At 28.0% G+C, this 18,435-nt stretch carries 22 protein-coding genes and 2 tRNA genes; 12 read left to right on the forward strand and 12 right to left on the reverse strand.

Annotated features, from left to right (window positions below):
* Positions 1 to 24 precede the first annotated feature (24 nt).
* Together CHB63_RS03910 and CHB63_RS03915 are read left to right on the forward strand one after the other, a co-directional pair.
* Positions 25 to 978, forward strand: a complete 954-nt coding sequence (locus CHB63_RS03910) for a transketolase family protein (RefSeq protein WP_089377102.1) — start codon at positions 25 to 27, stop codon at positions 976 to 978.
* A gap of 52 nt (positions 979 to 1,030) precedes the next feature.
* On the forward strand, positions 1,031 to 1,648 hold the full coding sequence (locus tag CHB63_RS03915; protein WP_089377103.1) for an outer membrane beta-barrel protein: 618 nt from the start codon (positions 1,031 to 1,033) through the stop codon (positions 1,646 to 1,648).
* Positions 1,649 to 1,719: 71 nt separating this feature from the next.
* Here CHB63_RS03915 and CHB63_RS03920 read toward each other — a convergent pair whose 3' ends face one another.
* Positions 1,720 to 2,439, reverse strand: coding sequence for an FKBP-type peptidyl-prolyl cis-trans isomerase (locus CHB63_RS03920; protein WP_089377104.1), 720 nt, complete (start codon positions 2,437 to 2,439; stop codon positions 1,720 to 1,722).
* 88 nt (positions 2,440 to 2,527) lie between these two features.
* On the opposite strand from CHB63_RS03920, the gene CHB63_RS03925 reads away from it, so the two are divergent.
* Genes CHB63_RS03925 through CHB63_RS03935 form a run of 3 tightly spaced genes read left to right on the forward strand, consistent with a single transcriptional unit; the run spans position 2,528 to position 3,979 of the window.
* Positions 2,528 to 2,893, forward strand: coding sequence for an RNA-binding S4 domain-containing protein (locus CHB63_RS03925; RefSeq protein WP_089377105.1), 366 nt, complete (start codon positions 2,528 to 2,530; stop codon positions 2,891 to 2,893).
* Positions 2,874 to 3,476, forward strand: a complete 603-nt coding sequence (locus tag CHB63_RS03930) for a class I SAM-dependent methyltransferase (RefSeq protein WP_089377106.1) — start codon at positions 2,874 to 2,876, stop codon at positions 3,474 to 3,476. Before CHB63_RS03925 ends, CHB63_RS03930 begins: the two co-directional genes overlap by 20 nt.
* A 5-nt stretch (positions 3,477 to 3,481) precedes the next feature.
* The gene (locus tag CHB63_RS03935) at positions 3,482 to 3,979 is read left to right on the forward strand and encodes a phosphoribosyltransferase domain-containing protein (RefSeq protein ID WP_089377107.1); all 498 of its coding nucleotides are present in this window, start codon (positions 3,482 to 3,484) and stop codon (positions 3,977 to 3,979) included.
* On the opposite strand, the gene CHB63_RS03940 is transcribed toward CHB63_RS03935, so the two are convergent.
* A complete protein-coding gene (locus tag CHB63_RS03940) occupies positions 3,971 to 4,480 on the reverse strand; it encodes a shikimate kinase (protein WP_089377108.1) in 510 nt (169 codons plus the stop codon). The two genes, CHB63_RS03935 and CHB63_RS03940, sit on opposite strands and share 9 nt — an antisense overlap.
* 119 nt (positions 4,481 to 4,599) lie before the next feature.
* On the opposite strand from CHB63_RS03940, the gene CHB63_RS03945 reads away from it, so the two are divergent.
* The 4 genes from CHB63_RS03945 (at position 4,600) to CHB63_RS03960 (ending at position 6,595) form a co-directional block, all read left to right on the forward strand.
* Positions 4,600 to 4,672: transfer RNA gene (locus tag CHB63_RS03945), tRNA-Lys, on the forward strand.
* 48 nt (positions 4,673 to 4,720) lie between these two features.
* A tRNA-Leu gene (locus CHB63_RS03950) sits at positions 4,721 to 4,805 on the forward strand.
* A gap of 95 nt (positions 4,806 to 4,900) precedes the next feature.
* The gene (locus tag CHB63_RS03955; RefSeq protein WP_089377109.1) at positions 4,901 to 5,599 is read left to right on the forward strand and encodes a glycoside hydrolase family 78 protein; all 699 of its coding nucleotides are present in this window, start codon (positions 4,901 to 4,903) and stop codon (positions 5,597 to 5,599) included.
* 162 nt (positions 5,600 to 5,761) lie between these two features.
* Positions 5,762 to 6,595 (forward strand): carboxypeptidase-like regulatory domain-containing protein, encoded by an 834-nt coding sequence (locus tag CHB63_RS03960; RefSeq protein ID WP_089377110.1) that lies wholly within the window; start codon positions 5,762 to 5,764, stop codon positions 6,593 to 6,595.
* A 46-nt stretch (positions 6,596 to 6,641) separates the two neighbouring features.
* On the opposite strand, the gene CHB63_RS03965 is transcribed toward CHB63_RS03960, so the two are convergent.
* From CHB63_RS03965 to CHB63_RS03975, 3 genes are all read right to left on the reverse strand, one after another.
* Positions 6,642 to 7,844 carry an Nramp family divalent metal transporter gene (locus tag CHB63_RS03965; protein WP_089377111.1) on the reverse strand — a complete coding sequence of 401 codons (1,203 nt, stop codon included), beginning with the start codon at positions 7,842 to 7,844 and terminating at the stop codon, positions 6,642 to 6,644.
* Positions 7,845 to 7,990: 146 nt separating this feature from the next.
* A complete protein-coding gene (locus tag CHB63_RS03970) occupies positions 7,991 to 9,109 on the reverse strand; it encodes a DEAD/DEAH box helicase (RefSeq protein ID WP_089377112.1) in 1,119 nt (372 codons plus the stop codon).
* Between the two features lie 118 nt (positions 9,110 to 9,227).
* On the reverse strand, positions 9,228 to 9,668 hold the full coding sequence (locus CHB63_RS03975; RefSeq protein WP_089377113.1) for a cold-shock protein: 441 nt from the start codon (positions 9,666 to 9,668) through the stop codon (positions 9,228 to 9,230).
* A 518-nt stretch (positions 9,669 to 10,186) separates the two neighbouring features.
* Here CHB63_RS03975 and CHB63_RS03980 point away from each other — a divergent pair.
* Complete coding sequence (locus CHB63_RS03980) at positions 10,187 to 10,621, forward strand: hypothetical protein (protein WP_089377114.1); 435 nt, start codon at positions 10,187 to 10,189, stop codon at positions 10,619 to 10,621.
* Positions 10,622 to 10,719: 98 nt separating this feature from the next.
* A complete protein-coding gene (locus CHB63_RS03985) occupies positions 10,720 to 11,952 on the forward strand; it encodes a glycosyltransferase (protein WP_089377115.1) in 1,233 nt (410 codons plus the stop codon).
* Here the strand turns inward: CHB63_RS03985 and CHB63_RS03990 are convergent.
* The 4 genes from CHB63_RS03990 to CHB63_RS04005 form a co-directional block, all read right to left on the reverse strand.
* Entirely contained in the window at positions 11,949 to 12,350 is a 402-nt protein-coding gene (locus tag CHB63_RS03990) for an acyl-CoA thioesterase (protein WP_089377116.1), read from the reverse strand. The two genes, CHB63_RS03985 and CHB63_RS03990, sit on opposite strands and share 4 nt — an antisense overlap.
* Positions 12,351 to 12,910: 560 nt before the next feature.
* Positions 12,911 to 13,405, reverse strand: a complete 495-nt coding sequence (locus CHB63_RS03995; RefSeq protein ID WP_089377117.1) for a CAP domain-containing protein — start codon at positions 13,403 to 13,405, stop codon at positions 12,911 to 12,913.
* Between the two features lie 71 nt (positions 13,406 to 13,476).
* Positions 13,477 to 13,704 (reverse strand): hypothetical protein, encoded by a 228-nt coding sequence (locus CHB63_RS04000; RefSeq protein WP_089377118.1) that lies wholly within the window; start codon positions 13,702 to 13,704, stop codon positions 13,477 to 13,479.
* A gap of 268 nt (positions 13,705 to 13,972) precedes the next feature.
* Positions 13,973 to 14,419, reverse strand: a complete 447-nt coding sequence (locus CHB63_RS04005; RefSeq protein WP_245856762.1) for a MarR family winged helix-turn-helix transcriptional regulator — start codon at positions 14,417 to 14,419, stop codon at positions 13,973 to 13,975.
* Positions 14,420 to 14,848: 429 nt separating this feature from the next.
* Here CHB63_RS04005 and CHB63_RS04010 point away from each other — a divergent pair, with 429 nt between their 5' ends.
* Complete coding sequence (locus CHB63_RS04010; protein WP_176420234.1) at positions 14,849 to 15,244, forward strand: NifB/NifX family molybdenum-iron cluster-binding protein; 396 nt, start codon at positions 14,849 to 14,851, stop codon at positions 15,242 to 15,244.
* On the opposite strand, the gene CHB63_RS04015 is transcribed toward CHB63_RS04010, so the two are convergent.
* The 3 genes from CHB63_RS04015 to typA all read right to left on the reverse strand — a co-directional run bounded on the left by CHB63_RS04015 (position 15,241) and on the right by typA (position 18,389).
* Positions 15,241 to 15,756, reverse strand: a complete 516-nt coding sequence (locus CHB63_RS04015; protein ID WP_089377120.1) for a hypothetical protein — start codon at positions 15,754 to 15,756, stop codon at positions 15,241 to 15,243. The genes CHB63_RS04010 and CHB63_RS04015 overlap by 4 nt on opposite strands.
* A gap of 91 nt (positions 15,757 to 15,847) precedes the next feature.
* Entirely contained in the window at positions 15,848 to 16,387 is a 540-nt protein-coding gene (locus tag CHB63_RS04020) for a DUF2202 domain-containing protein (protein ID WP_089377121.1), read from the reverse strand.
* A gap of 232 nt (positions 16,388 to 16,619) precedes the next feature.
* Positions 16,620 to 18,389, reverse strand: a complete 1,770-nt coding sequence (gene typA, locus CHB63_RS04025) for a translational GTPase TypA (RefSeq protein ID WP_089377122.1) — start codon at positions 18,387 to 18,389, stop codon at positions 16,620 to 16,622.
* Positions 18,390 to 18,435: the final 46 nt, after the last annotated feature.

Here is an 18,435-nt window from a genome sequence, read left to right on the forward strand (position 1 = left end):
TGAACGATTTTTAATAAAAACATAATGAAAAAATACACTTTTACAGAACAAAAAGATACCAGATCAGGGTTTGGAGCAGGATTAGCGGAATTAGGAAGAAAAAATCCAAATGTTGTTGCACTTTGTGCCGATTTAATTGGTTCATTAAAAATGGAGAAATTTATTGAAGAAAACCCGGAACGTTTTTTTCAAATTGGTATTGCTGAAGCTAATATGATTGGTATTGCTGCCGGATTAACAATTGGAGGAAAAATTCCTTTTACTGGTACATTTGCAAACTTTTCAACAGGAAGAGTTTATGACCAAATTCGTCAATCAGTTGCATATTCTGATAAAAATGTTAAAATATGCGCATCTCACGCTGGTTTAACGTTGGGTGAAGATGGAGCAACACACCAAATTTTAGAAGATATTGGTTTAATGAAAATGTTACCAGGTATGACAGTTATTAATACTTGTGACTATAACCAAACAAAAGCTGCCACTATTGCAATTGCGGACCATGAAGGACCTGTATATTTACGTTTTGGACGTCCTGTAGTTCCTGTTTTTATGCCTGAAGATCAAGAATTTATTGTTGGAAAGGCTATTCATTTAACTGAAGGAACAGATGTTACTATTGTAGCTACTGGTCATTTAGTTTGGGAAGCTTTACAAGCATCTGAACAATTAGAAGCAATGGGTATTAGTGCTGAAGTTATTAATATACACACTATTAAACCTTTGGACGATGAAGCTATTTTAAAATCTGTAGCTAAAACAGGATGTATTGTTACAGCTGAAGAGCATAATATAATTGGTGGTTTAGGAGAAAGTGTTTCTCGCTTATTAGTTCAAAACAATTTAGTACCGCAAGAATTTGTTGCTGTAAATGACAGTTTTGGTGAATCTGGTACTCCAGCGCAATTAATGGAGAAATATAATTTAAATGATAAAGCTATTGTTGCTGCAACTAAAAAAGTGATTGCTAGAAAATAATGTTTTAATATTTTCGTTTAAACTTATGTAATAACAAAAAAATATATTTTTTATGAAAAAACGGATTGTATTATTTTCAGTTGCATTTATAGCTGGTATTATGCTAATGAATGCTCAAAGCGATGTTGGTATTAAAGCAGGTTTAAGTTATAATTCAAATGGCGATTTAAAAGAATTTACATCTGAAGTTGACCAAATCTATAAAGATGAAGGAAAAGGAAAATCTGGATTTAATGTAGGTTTTTATGGTAAATTGGATTTGGGGCCTATTTTTGTGCGTCCGGAAATAGTTTATACACAAACTACTAGTGAATACGAGTTTAATTCTCTAATTGAAGATTATAAGCTTTCAAAAATTGATGTTCCCGTTTTAGTGGGTCTAAAATTAATTGGACCTTTAAATGTTTTTGCCGGACCTGCATTTCAATATATTTTAGACAATGATTTAAACGGAATTAATATTAGCGATGTTAAAAATGATTTTTCAGTTGGTGTTAATGTTGGAGCCTCTGTGGAATTTGGGAGAATTGGTATTGATGTAAGATATGAAAGAGGTTTAAGTGAAAACGAAGCTAATTGGAGCAATGCAGGTGAAACATTTACATTAGATTCTAGACCAGAACAGTTAATATTTAGCTTATCTTATAGTTTATCTAAAGATAAAAGTTAAAACAACAGTTATAATTATATAAAAAAAGCTTCTCAATTATGAGAAGCTTTTTTTATGACTTATATTTAAAATTAATTATCACTATCTAAATAATTTGGAATGCCATCACCATCTGTATCATCATTTGTAAAATCTCCATCTCCATTAGTATCTTCATCCTTCGATAATATTCCATCGTTGTCGTGATCAGAATAATTAACATCATGTAATTCAATATGAAATATTAATGGAGAATTTGCAGAAATACTTTGTTGATTAAGATTTCCATAAGCTAATCCTGAAGGAATAAATAAAATCCCCTTACCATAATTTTCATAATTAAACGATTCATCTGAATTTACGATTTTTGTTCCACCTTTAAAATTTGGAAATCCATAACTCCATCCAGCAATAACATCTGTTAATGAAAACCAAATTAAAGATGAAGAGCTAGTATCAAATACTGTACTATCCAATAACATTCCTGTATATTTTGATAAAACTGAATCTACCTTTGTTGGTGAAATGGACTCACCTTCTTGTTGAGTTAAGTAATATAATTTATATTCAATTTCATCTTTTACAACATCTTCATAACTCACTTGTCCCATTAATGGAGTTTCTCCATTTGTAATTGTCCAAATACCTCCGTCTTCTTCATTTAAATAATGAGATTGCAAATATTCGATTAACTTATTATCATCTTCAATTGCTTGCGCAGCAGCATCAAAATCGACAGTGTCATCATCTTTTTTACAAGAAAAAATTACTAAACCAATTATTAATAAACTTATTATATTTTTAATTTTCATTTTCCTTTATTTTAAGGTCCGCAAGATACTATTTTAATATCTTTGATGAAATATAAAAAGTAAATTTTAACTTTATTATAATAATAAAATGAGAATTGATAAATTTTTATGGTGTATCCGTTATTTTAAAACAAGAAGCATTGCAACTGAAGCTTGTAAAAAAGGACATGTGAAGATAAATAGTGATAGTGTAAAGGCTTCAAAATTAGTATTTAATGGAGAAATTATTTCTGTTAGAAAAAATCAAATAAATTATAAATTACAAGTTTTAGACATTCCAGCAAACAGGGTTGGTGCAAAATTAGTTGATTTATATATTAAGGATTTAACTCCAAAAGAAGAATTTGAGAAATTTGAACTTTTAAAATATTCTAAAGACTATTACCGCAAAAAAGGAACTGGAAGACCAACTAAAAAAGATAGACGAGATATAGATGACTTACAAGAAGAATAAAACAGATTTTGACAAGGCGTATTGGGAGCATAAATATGAAAACAATAAAACTGGTTGGGATATTGGTTATGTCTCCACTCCTATTAAAGAATACATAGATCAACTTAAAAATAAAGATTTAAAAATTTTAATCCCCGGCGGTGGCAATAGTCACGAAGCTGAATATTTATTAAATAAAGGCTTTAAAAATGTTTATGTTCTAGATATTGCGGAACAACCTTTAAAGAATATTGAATCCAGACTATCTCAGTTCCCTAAAAATCAATTAATTAATCAGGATTTTTTTGAACATACTAAAACCTATGATTTAATAATTGAACAAACTTTTTTTTGTGCATTGTCTCCTTCTCTACGCGAAAATTATGTATACAAAATGTATGACTTATTAAATAAAAAAGGGAAATTAGTAGGATTACTTTTTGATTTTGAATTAACAGAAGAAGGCCCTCCATTTGGAGGTGGTTTAGTAGAATACATTCAATTGTTCTATGCTAAATTTGAAATAAAAATAGTTGAAAAATGTTATAATTCTATAAAACCAAGAGAAGGTAGAGAATTGTTTTTTATCTTTGAAAAAAAATAACCAAAATGGAGCGTTCAATCATTTTAACAAACGAGCAAATTCAAAATAAAACAAGAAGAATTGCCTATCAAATTTATGAAACCAATAGCAATGAAAAAGAAATTGTAATTGCTGGTATAAATGGAAATGGATTTGTGTTTGCTAAAAAAATTGTTGAAATATTAAACGAAATTTCTGAAATTAAAGTTGTTTTATGTGAAGTAAAAATTGACAAGAAAAACCCAATAAAAGAAATTTCAACTAGTATCCCTTCAAGTGAATACAAAAATAAACCATTGGTTTTAGTTGATGATGTTTTAAGCTCTGGAACCACTTTAATTTATGGTATAAAACATTTTTTAGAAGTACCTCTTAAGCGCTTTAAAACAGCTGTTCTAATTAATAGAAACCATAAAAAATATCCTGTAAAAGCAGATTTTAAAGGGATTTCATTATCAACATCTATGCAAGAGCATATTAATGTTGTATTTGAGAAGAACAATTCTTATGCTGTTTTAGAATAAGGCTTGGATTTCATCCACAATTTGAATAATTGATTTCTCATTTACAGAAACTGTTTCATCAGCTTTATCATAAAAAGCAGATCGTTCAAACAAATGTTTAGCAATGTATTCTTTCAAATTTTCTATCCCTATTGTTGCAACTAAAGGTCTTTCTGAGGTTTCATTTTTTAACCTTTCAAAAATTGTATTTATGGATGCTTTTAAATAAAACGATTTTGAGCTATTTTTAATTAGATCCATATTATTACCATAACAAGGTGTTCCTCCTCCCAAAGAAATAATACAATCATTATTTAAATCTAATAATTCTTGCAAATACTCACTTTCTTTTTTTCTGAAATAAATTTCGCCTTTTGATGAAAAAATTTTAGAAATAGATTGTCCTTCACAAGTTTCTATGTAAAAATCTAAATCAATAAATTGTAGGTTTAATCTGGTCGCTAATAGTTTTCCAATGGCTGATTTCCCTGAGGCCATATAACCTAATAATACAATTTTCATCTTAAACTTATTTTGTGTTTATTTAACCACGCAAATATCGTTTAAAAAAGTACATAAAAAAACTTGGTTTTTAAACTTTTGATAGTATATTTGCACTCGCAATTGCGAAAGGGATAAAAGACCTGGTAGCTCAGTTGGTAGAGCACCTCCCTTTTAAGGAGGTGGTCCTGGGTTCGAGCCCCAGCCAGGTCACAAAAAGTTAAGTATTCTACTTAACTTTTTTTGTATAAATTAATTACTGCGCGTGTGGCGGAATTGGTAGACGCGCCAGCTTGAGGGGCTGGTGTTCGCTTAGAACGTGCTGGTTCGAGTCCAGTCACGCGCACTATCTAAATGTTTTTCAAAATTATATATCAATACTTTGTGGATATTTTAAAAAACACTAATTTTATAAATTATAAAACACCCTAAAATAAAATTATGAGAAAGTTTATATATACAATTGCAATAGGAACACTATTATTGTCTTGTGGAGGTTCAGGTACCGACAAACCTACTCCACCACCAGTAGCTGAAAATAAAGCACCACTAGTACCTACTTTAGTATATCCTTCTGCCAACTTGTTATGTATAGAAAATGCCATTAATTTTCAATGGAATGCTTCAACAGATCCAGATGGAGATTCCGTTTCTTATCAAATTCAGATAGCTAAAGACAATTCATTTACTCAAATTGTACAATCCATTTCAAATTCTAGTACATCTAGAGATATTTCCTTAGAAAAAGGTGTTGCTTATTATTGGAGAGTAAACGCAAAAGATAGTAAAAATTTAAGCAGCGATTATTCTTCAGTTTATTCATTTTATACCGAAGGAGAAGGTATTTCTAATTATTTACCCTTTTCACCCGAAATTGTTTCACCTACTTTAAATACTATTGTACAGGAAGCAAGTGCTACTTTAGAATGGTCTGCGTCTGATGTTGATAATGATCCATTAACGTATGACGTTTATTTTGGAACAGACAATCCGCCAACTGCTGCAGTTTCAACTAATCAAACAGCAAACACGGTTACTGTTGATGTAAATAGCGAATCAAATTATTATTGGAAGGTAGTTGTTAAAGATGATAAAGGTGGACAAACTATTGGACAAGTATGGAATTTTAAAACGGACTAGTTCGTTTTTCAAATTAAAATAATTTTCTAAAAGTCAATTTTTAATTATTTTAAAAATTGACTTTTTTTGGATACTTAACATATCTTTAGATTAATTTCTTAATTAAAGTTGTTTTTGTGTTTCTTTAACAAAATTTATCGTTAATAATTAGTATAATTGCATATGAGAAAAAGACTAATTTATATTACATTATTGTTTGTTTCATTTTATGGTTTTTCCCAAGAACCAATTGCTAACGACACCATTAAAAATAATTTCAATTTAGTTTCATTAAAAGGTCAAGTAATTGATTTTGCAGGTAAAACACCTTTAAAAGGAGCCCATTTATTCAATTTAAATTCTGTTTTTGGAACAATTACAAATGATAATGGAAATTTTGAAATAGCTACTACAGTTAACGATACTATTTATGTATCTTATTTAGGTTTTCAATCTATTAAACTTAAGATTACAAATGATTTGCTAAATGGAAATGAACTTGTAATTGAATTACACGAAAAAACAGAGGAGATTTCTGAAATTGTTGTAAAATCTCATAAGTTAATTGGAGTTTTAGAAATAGATGCTAAAAATGTTCCTAAAGACAAATATGCGCGTATTCACATCAACGGATTACCTCAAACCTATGAAGTTGGTGTAAAGCAAAGAAGAGAATTTAATTCTCCTATAGATGCCCTTTTTAGACCAATTGATTTTGTTTATAATATGTTTGGAAAAAGTCCAAAGCAACTGAAAAAACTTAAAAAAATGCGTGATAATGATCAATTACGTAGTCAATTAGAAGGAAGGTTTAATAGAGAATTAATGATGGAGTATTTGGATATGGACGCTGCTGAATTAAATGAATTATTAAATGAATGTAATTATTCAGATTACTTTATAAAACAAGCCAGTGATTTACAGCTAATTGAAGCTGTGTTACTTTGTTATGAAAATTATAAAGCAATAAAGAAAGGAAGTACCATAAAAGAAATTGACAAGCAAGAAAAACAGTAAATAAGTTTTTGTTTCAAATAAACGTTAAAATAGTCTCAAATCTATTTTATAATAATTGGAACACCTTTAAAATACTCTTAAATCCTAAAATTAAAGTAATTAGTAAAATTATTCCAGAAATCATGTTTTGATTTCGGGTGTTTTTAAATTCACCCATTACTGATATTCTATTTACAACCCATATTAGAAATAGTGCAACAATTGGTAATAATATTCCATTTGAAACTTGAGCAAATTTAATAATTTCAATAGGGTTTACTTGTAAAGAAGAAAATAATACACCAATTATTAATATAAATATCCAAACCACTCTAAATTTTATAGATTTTAAACTATCACTCCATCCAAAACAACTTTTCGCAACAAAAGAAGCTGCCAATGGTGCTGTAATTGCTGAAGTAATTCCAGCTGCAAACATTCCTATACCTAAAAAGTATTTTGCAAAACTACCATACAAAGGCTCTAATCCTTTAGCTAAATCTGCGCCATTTCTAATTGAAACCGCATTTATTGAAGTTGCAGCAATAATAATAGACATAGAAACAAAACCTCCTAAAATAATAGAAATTAAAGTATCCTTTTTTGCATATTTTAAATCAGATTTTAATTTCCACCTTTCTTTTACTAAAGATGCGTGTAAAAATAAATTATAGGGTACCACAGTAGTTCCAATTAATCCAATTATTGTTAACATACTGTTTTCAGGAAAAGAAGGAATGAACATTCCTTTAAATATTAACTCAAAATTTGGTTTTGTAATTATTGCTGTCACTATAAATGAAAAACTCATTAACAACACCAATGTTATTAGGCTACGTTCCAATATTTTATAATTACCTATAAAAAGTAAAACGAAAGCAATACCTCCAATTAAAATTGGAAAATAATTAAAAGTTGATTTATCAAATATAGCTGAAATACCTAAAGAAGCTCCACTAATATTACCTGCTTCATAAGCCGCATTACCAACAACAATTGCGGCTAAAATTAAAATAATTACAAATTTCCTTAGAAATACAGAGCTTATTTGTTCTTTTATAACTTCTGCCAAACCTTTTTGGGTAATTATACCAACTCTTACGGCCATCTCTTGCAGAACAACTGTTGCTACAATTGATAATGTCATAGCCCATAATAATGTATAACCAAAATTAACTCCAGCCAATGTACAAAGAGTAACTGTTCCAGGACCTATAAATGCTGCGGCAATTAATGCCCCTGGACCTATATTTTTAAACCATTTAAACATTTAATAAATACTTAGTATTAACAGTATCAAAAATACTTAAAATACTTCAGTAAAATATTGTGGAGTATTATCCTTTGATACATTTTAAATACAAAATATATCAGCATAACAAAATTCCGAAAGAAAATTGAAGTATCAGAAATATATTAAATTGAAATTTCAATAAATTTTATTCCTAATTCTTTTTGAATTTCTTGAATTCTCTGTAATTCATTTGGAAGAATTAAAGCAATCGAATATCCTGCTTTTCCTGCTCTTGCAGTCCTACCACTTCTATGCGTATAATATTCTAATTGTTCTGGTAATTGGTGATGAATTATAAAGCCTAAATTATTTACATCAATTCCACGAGCAGAAACATCAGTTGAAATTAAAACCTGAAGACTTCCATTTTTAAAAGCTCTCATCACTTTTTCACGCTCTTTTTGTTGCATATCACCTTCTAAAGCTGCAACTGAGAATCCTTCTTCTTTTAATTGATCTGCTAAATTTTGAGTACCCAATTTAGTTCTACAAAAAATAATTCCTCTATCACCTGATCTTCGTTCTAATATTTTTGTTAAAAGATTCGTTTTATCTTTAATTGTTGTCTTAATAAATTGATGCGTAATATTTGCATTCACCAACGAATTCTTATTTACCTCAATACGAGCAGCATTAGCCGCCATATAAGTTTTAATAATCTGCTTTATTTCATTAGGCATAGTAGCAGAAAACAACCACGTATTTTTATTGTTCCCGGTGAATTTTAATATTCTATTTAAATCCAACTTAAAACCCATACTAAGCATTTCATCCGCTTCGTCCAGCACTAAAGTTTTAACTTTACTTAGGTTTATTTCCCCTTTTTCAATCAAATCTATTAATCTACCTGGCGTAGCAACAACAATATGTGTTGTCCTTTTTAAATTACTTATTTGACGTTCAATTTTTTCACCACCATAAACTGCTTCAATAAATATTTTATCTTCTGAATATTTAGTGAATTTAAAAAGTTGTTTTTTTATTTGCTGAACCAATTCTCTAGTTGGCGCTAAAATCAACCCTTGAATATTAGGGGATTTTGTATCAATTGCCTGTAAAATAGGCAATCCGAACGCAGCTGTTTTACCTGTTCCTGTTTGCGCTAAACCAATAAAATCAGTTTTAGAGTTCAATAATATAGGAATTGCACCATTTTGAATTTCAGTTGGAACTTTAATCCCCAATTCTCTTAATGCTGTTACAAATTCTTTACGAACTCCTAATTGTGAAAATGTTGACATACTTTTATTTTTATAAGATTGTAAAGATACTTTTATTTAAAAGAGTTTCTTCGTATTTAACGGCAATAAAAAAAGCTACAATTAAGTAGCTTTTTTTTAATTTATATAAGTTAGAAATTTAAACTTTCTTAACTCTAACAGCGTTCATTCCTTTTAAACCTTTTTCAAGTTCAAAAGTTACTGAATCATTTTCTTTTATCTCTTCTAATAAACCACTAACGTGAACAAAAAACTTTTCTTGAGATGAACTATCAATAATAAATCCAAAACCTTTTGAAGTATCAAAAAATGAAACTTTTCCAACTCTGTTCACTGGAGCGGCTTCTTCTCTATCTTCCTTCTTAGGAATTCCAATTTCTATACTTTCGGCATCAACTTTTATTTTATTGGCTGGATCTGGCGGAGTATCTGTTAGTTGACCAAATTCATCAACATAAACAAACATATTATCTTGTCCACTAGCTTTACGCTCCTCTTTTCTAAGAAGTTTATCTTTCTTTTTCTTTAATCTTTTCTTCTCTCTTTCTTTTTTACCAAATGTTTCTTGTGATCCTGCCATTAATTATTTTACGTTAAGTTTTATTATTTAATACTCTGTTTCCTAAACAGTTACTCTTGTCATTTAAATACTCAATAATAATTAAAAAAATTAAATCAAAAACTTGACTTATACAATAATTAATGAAGTTTATAAAACGACTGGTATATAAATTTTGTAATAATGTCATTTACATACTTTTGCAAATATAGCGTTTCAAATTTAATTTTTATATAACAAGCTAAAATAAATATTTAAATATCATAAAAAAGTAACATGAACCCAAAAGGCAGGTCCCACTTTTTCAATGTTTTTAATTTTAAATACTTCGTTATTGCTGTTTGTATGATTTGCAATATGATCCCTTATTAAGAAAACAATCATTAAATACAGTTTTTTGACCTTTATCTCTAATTAATAATTTATTTCAATATTTTATTTATATTTAACAATATATTGATTTGAAATTCATTTTAAATAATGAAAAGTATCAATTGAGAATGTTTTTATAAATTTAATTACTAACAAAACTTTAAATTATGACAAATTCAACAAGCAAACCAACAACAGTTTTCTGGATTATTGGTGTAATTGCTCTTTTATGGAATATTATGGGGGTAGTTGCATATTTAGCACAAGCTTATATATCAGATGAGGATTTAGCTATTTTACCAGAGGCGGAACAAGCTTATTATAATGGAATTCCGGCTTGGGTTACAGCTGCATTTGCAATTTCTGTTTTTGCAGGTTTACTAGGTTGCATAACCCTTTTAATGAAAAAGAAAATAGCTGTTATTTTATTTTTCATTTCTTTTATTGCTATAATAGTGCAGTTTGTATATAATTTCTTTATTCAGGATTTTATGGAAATTTCTGGCGCTGCAAGAATGGCAATGCCAATTGTAGTAATAATTATAGCCTTATTTTTAATTTGGTTTTCTAAAGATTCTGAAAAGAAAGGAATTCTTTCTTAATTAGCCATAATAAATATCTAAAACCTGAGTTTAATAAATTCAGGCTTTTTTTGACAAATTTTAAAATAACAAAAGGATCTTTTATACTTTTGAACTACATGAAAAATCTTTTGATAATTGGTTTTATTTGGCCTGAACCTAGTTCGACTGCAGCAGGAACAAGAATGCTGCAACTTATTGAATTATTTCAAAAAAATAATTATAACATAACTTTTGTTAGTACTTCTTTAAAAACTGATAAATCTTACCTTTTAGAAAAGTTAAACATTAATACATATGATATTCAATTAAATAATTCAAGTTTTGATAAACTCTTAACAGAAATAAACCCAGATGCAGTATTGTTTGACAGGTATTTAACTGAAGAACAGTTTGGATGGAGAGTTTTAGAAAATTGTCCAAATGCACTTAAAATTCTGGATACTGAAGATTTACATTTTTTAAGATTCGCAAGGCAACAAACATATAAAAACAATAGTAAATTAACTTTAGATTTATTAGTTAATGATGTTACCAAGCGTGAAATAGCAAGTATTTATAGATGCGATTTATCGTTAATAATATCAAAATTTGAAATGAACTTATTAACTAAGACATTCAAAATAAGTAAATCAATTTTAAAATATATTCCTTTCTTATTAGATAATATTAATCTAGAAAAGATAAAATCTTATCCTAATTTTAAAAACAGACAACATTTTATTTCCATAGGAAATTTTAAACATGAGCCAAATTGGAATGCAGTTTTGTATTTAAAAAATCATATTTGGCCAAAAATTCATAAAGACTTACCTAATTCACAATTACATATTTATGGAGCATATTGTACAGATAAAGTATTGCAATTGCATAATGTTAATGACGGTTTTTTAATAAAAGGATGGACTGATAATTTAGAAAAAGTATTTACAAATTCTAAAATATGCTTAGCACCTATTCAATTTGGAGCAGGTTTAAAAGGTAAACTTATAAATGCGATGGAATTTGGTACGCCTTCGGTTACAACTTCTATTGGTGCAGAATCTATGAGTGGAAATTTAAAATGGAACGGTTTTATTTGTGATGATCCAAATGAATTTGCTTTAAAAGCTGTTGAATTATATAAAAATGAAAAAATTTGGGAAAATTCTCAGGTAAAAGGAATTGAAATTATTAATAAATGCTACTCAAAATTAAAGTTTTCTAAAAAATTAATTAGAAAAATTGAGGAAATCACCAATAATTTGGAAGCTCATAGACAACATAATTTTATTGGCTCCATACTACAATATCACACATTAAAAAGCACAAAATATATGTCTAAATGGATAGAAGAAAAGAATAAAAACTAAACCATTTTATTTAATGTTAGTATTCCCATAATTTCTAATGGAATTCTAAAAGGTTTCATAGTAGCTTTATCTAACAAACACCAAATTGTTTTTGTACTACATAAAATTTCACCATTTCTCATAACATTTACATAACGATCAGATTTAACGCCGTAAGAACCTCCTATCCAAGTTTTTAAAGTGATTTCATCATTTAAAAAAGCCGCAGAAAAATAATCAATTTCGTGTCTTAATACAACCCAAACATATTTTTCATCAATTGATGAATTACTTAATTTAGTCCAATGTTTTTCAGCAATAAGTTGTGTCCATTTTAGGTAATTAACATTGTTAACATGTCCTAAGTTATCTATTGAAGATGCATCAACTTTAAAAGTAAATGTATAAGAGTGGTCCATTATAATATTGATATAAAAATTGTGTATTATTGAACAATAAATATATAAATTATTATGTTCTAATTAAGGAATTTTGAATAATAAAGAAAATTTAATTGGAATTATTAATGTTATATTATAAATTTACATAACCTATAAAGTTCAAGAATATTCAAATATTTTAACATTATTTTTTAAATAGGGTTAAAAATTTACAGTCGTAATACTTGTATAAAAGAAATTATCGTGGGGACGACAGTTTTTTCAAGATTTTTACGACTGTTTTGATTTTTAAATACTTGTGTTATTTTATAAAAAACAGTTGTAAATTTTAATATCTTACGATACTACCGTTGTGGGGACGACAATTTAACGTATTTACAACTGTTTTTAAAGAGGAACGACAAACTTCCACAAATTATAAGTATATACAATATCTATATTTAAATGCCACTTGTCCTTTTTCATTTATATATGTAAAGTTTGGGACTAATGTATTTATATAGATATGTTTAGGAGTATCTTTAATTATTTTTACTACTTGTTTTTTTACAGCTACTAACATAATTTAGATTTTTAGATTATTGTTTAATAAAAATATGTGTAAAATAATTATTACCCTGGCTATCATTATCGGTTGAAATTCCAAAATGAGTATATCCAGGATTTTCAATAATTTCCCTATGAGAATCACTTAACAACCAGGCATTTACAACGCTTTTCGCAGAACTATAGCCAAAAGCTACATTTTCACCTACTGATTTAGCATTTGCATTTTGGACCAATTTCTCGTGTCTTTCCGGAAAATAATCATGATTTAACTCTCCTAAATTCACCATATAATGTGTATGAGTTTCGGCAACAGAAGAAATAATATTTAATTTATTTAACGAAATAAGACCTTTTTCAACTCTATAATTGTTTACCAAATCCAATATTTCATTTTCTATAGGTGTATAAGAAATTTTAGATTCCAAAACTTCATCAAAATAAATATCATCTTCCTCTGGTGAGCAAGAAGTGAAAAGGCTAAAAAAGAACAAAAAGAGTGTTAACTTAACTATTAAAGTTTTCATGATTGAGGGGTTTTAAAGAATAGGGTTATTTTTTTATTTAAAAAGACAGTCGCAAATTTTATCTACACCTACTACCGTTGTGGGAACATTGAAGTGGCGATAAATAAATTACGACTGCTTTTTAAAAAGTACATTGAAAAATCTTGATTTTTAAAATAATCAAATTGACTTATTACAAAATTTGGGACATTATTAAGCTTCAATAAAAATTTAGAATTAGAAGTAATTTGAAGCATTTTTTTTGGTGGTACTAAGGTAGTTTCGGAAACTACCTTTAGTTTAGTTAATTTTGTAATCATCTTTCGGGGTTTTGACTAGTTTGGGGTTAATTTGGGGTTAATTTATTCTTTCATTTTTTTAAAAAAGAGGTAGAAACAAAGTTCTTACTAACCATCTAACATTTGTAAAGCATTTTCGGACTGCTTTATAAAGTATGTGACTACAGTGTAACTACCTCTAAGGGTTGATTTAACAATTCATATTCTCTCTTCTTTAATTTCAATTATTTATTTATAAACACTTATGGGGTGATAAATGTAAACTCCTAAATAATTAAGGTTGGGGTCATTATTTAATCCTAATTTTAATCAATAACTTATTAAGCACTGAAATTTCATCTTTTGATAAATTACCTACAACTTCATTTTCAAAATTCTTATGAATTAATTCTATTTCTGTTAATAGCGTTAATCCTTCATCAGTAATTCTAATTTCAACCTTCCTCCTATTTTCTTCATTTTGAAATCTGGTAATTAATCCTTTTAAACGTAATTTTTCAACTAAACGAGTTGTATTACTATTTTTACTTACCATTTCTGCCTGTAATGTTTGAAGGTCGGCTGGTGCTCCTTTCAATTCTTTTAAAGAACGTAAAACTTGATATTGTTGAATTGATAAAGCAAATTGTTTTAAATGATCTGAAAATTTTTCATTCATCCAGTTACCTGTCTGCAAAATATTTGCAATTGTAAATTCAGGTACGTTTAACGATTCCTTTTTAACATCTTTATTCAACTTCGGGGGGACAACTATTTTCTATACTACTATTGTATAGACAACAAATGTATATACAAATATTAAAACAAACAAACTTTTTTGTTGAAAACTTTCAAAATATGTACCCAAATTAGCTCTACACATCTATTATTTCAATAATCTTATTTAAATTTGTTCCAATGAATACCGTATTCAATCCTCTCACCTTCAATATTTTAATCTTATTTAAATATATTCACAAGTGCTCTTTATATTCCTTAATTTTAAGAATATAAAATATTTGAATTAATTATTATTTAGTTCTAAATTGTTAATAACTATGGAATTTTGTTCATTAAACCAGCTTTAATTTGGTTAAAATGAGCTTGCTTTCATTATTTTTTTAGTAACCTAAGTTGCAATTATGTCTCTTATTTTATGCTAAATTTGACTAAATACTTATTGATTATGAAAACAATAGTAGCAGTAACTTTCCAAAATAAAAAATCAATTTTTGACCACGCAGGCAAATGTAGAAATTTTTTAATGTATACAATTAATGAAGATATTATAGAAAAGAAACAATTAATTGAGCTTTCTAGGGAGGAAACATTACACGCTTTTTTTCATGGTGAAAACAATTCAAAAAGAAATATTCTACTGGAAGTTGATATTCTTTTAACAAGAGGTATTGGAGATGGAGCAATCCAAAATTTAGCAAGATATGATATTGCTTGTTATAAAATTGAAGAAACAGATCCCGACATCGCTATTAATAAATTGATTAATGGAACCTTAGAAGCAATGGGGCCTGTTTCACATTCGATATCAGGATGTAACTGTAATTGTGGAAATCACCATTAGAATTGTCTATTTCTATTACCCGCTCCCCTTCTAAGACCATTTCCTTTTCCTTTTGAATGCTCTTTATTAAAATGTTTTTGAAACCATTCAGGCTTTTCTATATCGTTATTATATATATATTGTGAAATTATATGTATTTCTTCCTTAATAAAAGGTTGCTTTAGCATAACATTAAATTGTGATACGGCACCGCGCATTAAAGCCTCCTCCTCTTTTGGATCCATTACCCAATTTGTAAAAGCCAAAATGAATTCTTCTTCATTTGGATATGACATTTTATACCTTCTTTTTACAGCAACCATTGGGGGTGCAATTATTTCATCATGTGATTTTGTTACAACAGAATGACAGGCATAACAGTTTTGTTTGATTAATTTAAGCCCCTCGTCCTTTTGTTTCTTTGAAACATCAAAATTGGAAATGGTTGAATTTCCTGAATTTGATGTTTTGTTAGAACAATTAGATAGAAGAACTATGGATAAAAAGGATAGGAATATAATTTTTTTAATCATTTCGTGTCAATATTCTTATTATATATTGTCAATTTCAAACTTTTAAAATTATAAAAAGTAACTAAAGTTACTACCTTACTCAATTTCCACCTCATTTTTCGTACGGACTCGTTACAATTAAATCAAATTCTTCCTGGCTTATGTATTCGGGTATATAAATACTATCATATAATAAAGTTTGATTGTAAAAGCTTCTTAAATGATTTCTTGATCCGCATTTTAATGAACCATAAACATTTAATAAATCATATTTAGTTGTTCTCGATTCTTTTATTATTAAATCAAGAGTATCGTAATCTTCAATTATATCTCCGGCAATAATTGCATTTAAAAGAGAAATTTTTGATAACTCTATTAAATGGTTATATTTTTCTTGTATTAATTGATTTTTAAATTCCCCAATAATTTCTGATGCAGGATCTTCTATGTTGTATTTTTCTAATAAATTAAGGACACTATTCATATGTTTCTCTTCACTTAAAATAATATTATTAAAAATTTGAGAATAGTATTTATCATAAGAATAGATATATACATCTTTAGCTAATTTTTCTAATTCTCTTAAATATAATAAATCTTCTATTTCATCTGAAGTTAATACTAATACTTTTTTTGAATCAGTATTTTTCATATTTTACTCTTTTGAATCAAATAATTCTAAAGAGTTTGTTTCAATATTACAGCCAAAAAGTATAAATAATGAAATTACCAAAGTTATTGTTTTCATCTTAAATAATGTAATTATACTTTATTTAGACTTACCTTTTATAAAAAAGCTTGAAACTAATTATCTTTTTATATTCTTTAAAATAAAAAATGCCTTCATAATTTGAAGGCATTTTTTAATAAATTTTATTATGAAATTATCTAAAGTTAATTTTACGCATACGTAAACTTAACGGAGTTACTTCTAAATATTCATCATCTTTAATGTATTCCATACATTCTTCTAATGAATAATCAATTTTTGGTGCAATTTTTACACTATCATCAGTACCAGATTTACGTACGTTTGTTAATTTTTTTCCTTTGATTAGATTAACAGCCATATCTTCCTGCTTATTGTTTTCTCCAACAACCTGACCTTTATAAATATCCTGATTAGGATCAATAAAGAATTTACCTCTATCTTGTAATTTATCAATAGAATACGCAGTTGCTTTTCCTGTTTCAGCTGAAACAATTGCTCCATTATTTGAAGTTGCTATTTCTCCTTTATGAGCATCAAAACCACGTAATCTATGATTTATAATTGCCTCACCTGCTGTTGCAGTTAATATTTTATTACGTAAACCTATTAAACCACGTGAAGGAATATCAAATTCCAAATGTTGTAAATCACCTTTTGGCTCCATTACTAATAAATCTCCTTTTCTTAGAGAAACCAGATTTATTGCTTTACTTGCAGATTCTTCAGGAACATTAATAACTAATGTTTCATAAGGTTCACATTTAACGCCATCAATTTCTTTAATTATAACTTGTGGACGTCCAACTTGTAACTCATAACCTTCTCTACGCATTGTTTCTATTAGAACAGATAAATGCAAAATTCCGCGACCAAATACATTAAATTTATCTTCAGTATCCGTATCCTCAACTCTAAGTGCTAAATTCTTTTCTGTTTCTTTGTACAATCTGTCTCTTAAATGACGAGATGTTACATATTTACCTTCTTTTCCATAAAATGGAGAGTTATTAATTGTAAACAACATACTCATTGTAGGTTCATCTACTTTTAATCTTGGCAATGGTTCAGGGTTTTCTATATCTGCAATTGTATCTCCAATATCAAAACCTTCAATTCCTGTTATTGCACAAATATCACCACTTCTTACTTTGTCCGTTCTATCTTTTCCTAATCCTTCAAATGTATGTAACTCTTTAATACGTACTTTTTTGGTACTACCATCAGCTTTACATAACATATAATCTTTTCCTTCTTCTAAATCCCCTCTAAAAACACGCCCAATAGCAATACGACCAACAAAAGATGTAAAATCTAAAGAGGTAATTTGCATTTGTACAGTTCCTTCTTTATATGGAGCCTCTGGTATATTTTTAATAATGGAATCTAAAAGTGGAATAATATTATCTGTTTCTTCTCTCCAGTCTCTATTCATCCAACCATTTTTAGCAGAACCATAAATAGTATCAAACTCTAATTGATCTTCCGTTGCGTCTAATGCAAACATTAAATCAAATACTTTTTCGTGAACTATATCTGGAGTACAGTTAGGTTTATCAACCTTATTTACAACAACAATAGGAGTTAATCCTAACTCTAAAGCCTTTCCTAAAACAAAACGTGTTTGTGGCATTGGTCCTTCAAAAGCATCAACTAACAATAAAACACCATCAGCCATTTTTAATACACGTTCTACTTCCCCACCAAAATCGGCGTGACCAGGAGTATCAATAATATTAATTTTAACACCTTTATATATAATAGAAACATTTTTAGATAGAATTGTAATTCCACGTTCACGTTCCAAATCATTATTATCTAATAATAGATCGGTACGAACTTTACGCTCATCTAAAATGTGAGCTTGATCAATAATTTTATCAACCAAAGTAGTTTTACCGTGATCAACGTGGGCAATAATTGCTATATTTCTGATAGATTGCATATTCTGAATTTTTAGAAGCTGCAAAAGTAGTTGTTTTATTTTGTTT

This window comes from Lutibacter flavus, from assembly GCF_900188355.1.
In the GTDB taxonomy this organism is placed as follows: Bacteria; Bacteroidota; Bacteroidia; order Flavobacteriales; family Flavobacteriaceae; genus Lutibacter; species Lutibacter flavus.

Excerpts from the sequence above, each read along its gene's own strand:
- CHB63_RS03975 (WP_089377113.1), bottom strand. The coding sequence starts at position 9,668 with ATGGCAGGATCACAAGAAACATTTGGTAAAAAAGAAAGAGAGAAGAAA.
- CHB63_RS03960 (WP_089377110.1), top strand. The coding sequence starts at position 5,762 with ATGAGAAAAAGACTAATTTATATTACATTATTGTTTGTTTCATTTTAT.
- CHB63_RS03985 (WP_089377115.1), top strand. The coding sequence starts at position 10,720 with ATGAAAAATCTTTTGATAATTGGTTTTATTTGGCCTGAACCTAGTTCG.
- CHB63_RS04020 (WP_089377121.1), bottom strand. The coding sequence starts at position 16,387 with ATGAAAAATACTGATTCAAAAAAAGTATTAGTATTAACTTCAGATGAA.
- CHB63_RS03990 (WP_089377116.1), bottom strand. The coding sequence starts at position 12,350 with ATGGACCACTCTTATACATTTACTTTTAAAGTTGATGCATCTTCAATA.
- CHB63_RS03995 (WP_089377117.1), bottom strand. The coding sequence starts at position 13,405 with ATGAAAACTTTAATAGTTAAGTTAACACTCTTTTTGTTCTTTTTTAGC.
- CHB63_RS03940 (WP_089377108.1), bottom strand. The coding sequence starts at position 4,480 with ATGAAAATTGTATTATTAGGTTATATGGCCTCAGGGAAATCAGCCATT.
- CHB63_RS03965 (WP_089377111.1), bottom strand. The coding sequence starts at position 7,844 with ATGTTTAAATGGTTTAAAAATATAGGTCCAGGGGCATTAATTGCCGCA.
- CHB63_RS03980 (WP_089377114.1), top strand. The coding sequence starts at position 10,187 with ATGACAAATTCAACAAGCAAACCAACAACAGTTTTCTGGATTATTGGT.
- CHB63_RS03925 (WP_089377105.1), top strand. The coding sequence starts at position 2,528 with ATGAGAATTGATAAATTTTTATGGTGTATCCGTTATTTTAAAACAAGA.
- typA (WP_089377122.1), bottom strand. The coding sequence starts at position 18,389 with ATGCAATCTATCAGAAATATAGCAATTATTGCCCACGTTGATCACGGT.
- CHB63_RS04010 (WP_176420234.1), top strand. The coding sequence starts at position 14,849 with ATGAAAACAATAGTAGCAGTAACTTTCCAAAATAAAAAATCAATTTTT.
- CHB63_RS03915 (WP_089377103.1), top strand. The coding sequence starts at position 1,031 with ATGAAAAAACGGATTGTATTATTTTCAGTTGCATTTATAGCTGGTATT.
- CHB63_RS03970 (WP_089377112.1), bottom strand. The coding sequence starts at position 9,109 with ATGTCAACATTTTCACAATTAGGAGTTCGTAAAGAATTTGTAACAGCA.
- CHB63_RS03955 (WP_089377109.1), top strand. The coding sequence starts at position 4,901 with ATGAGAAAGTTTATATATACAATTGCAATAGGAACACTATTATTGTCT.
- CHB63_RS03920 (WP_089377104.1), bottom strand. The coding sequence starts at position 2,439 with ATGAAAATTAAAAATATAATAAGTTTATTAATAATTGGTTTAGTAATT.
- CHB63_RS03935 (WP_089377107.1), top strand. The coding sequence starts at position 3,482 with ATGGAGCGTTCAATCATTTTAACAAACGAGCAAATTCAAAATAAAACA.
- CHB63_RS03930 (WP_089377106.1), top strand. The coding sequence starts at position 2,874 with ATGACTTACAAGAAGAATAAAACAGATTTTGACAAGGCGTATTGGGAG.
- CHB63_RS04000 (WP_089377118.1), bottom strand. The coding sequence starts at position 13,704 with ATGATTACAAAATTAACTAAACTAAAGGTAGTTTCCGAAACTACCTTA.
- CHB63_RS03910 (WP_089377102.1), top strand. The coding sequence starts at position 25 with ATGAAAAAATACACTTTTACAGAACAAAAAGATACCAGATCAGGGTTT.
- CHB63_RS04015 (WP_089377120.1), bottom strand. The coding sequence starts at position 15,756 with ATGATTAAAAAAATTATATTCCTATCCTTTTTATCCATAGTTCTTCTA.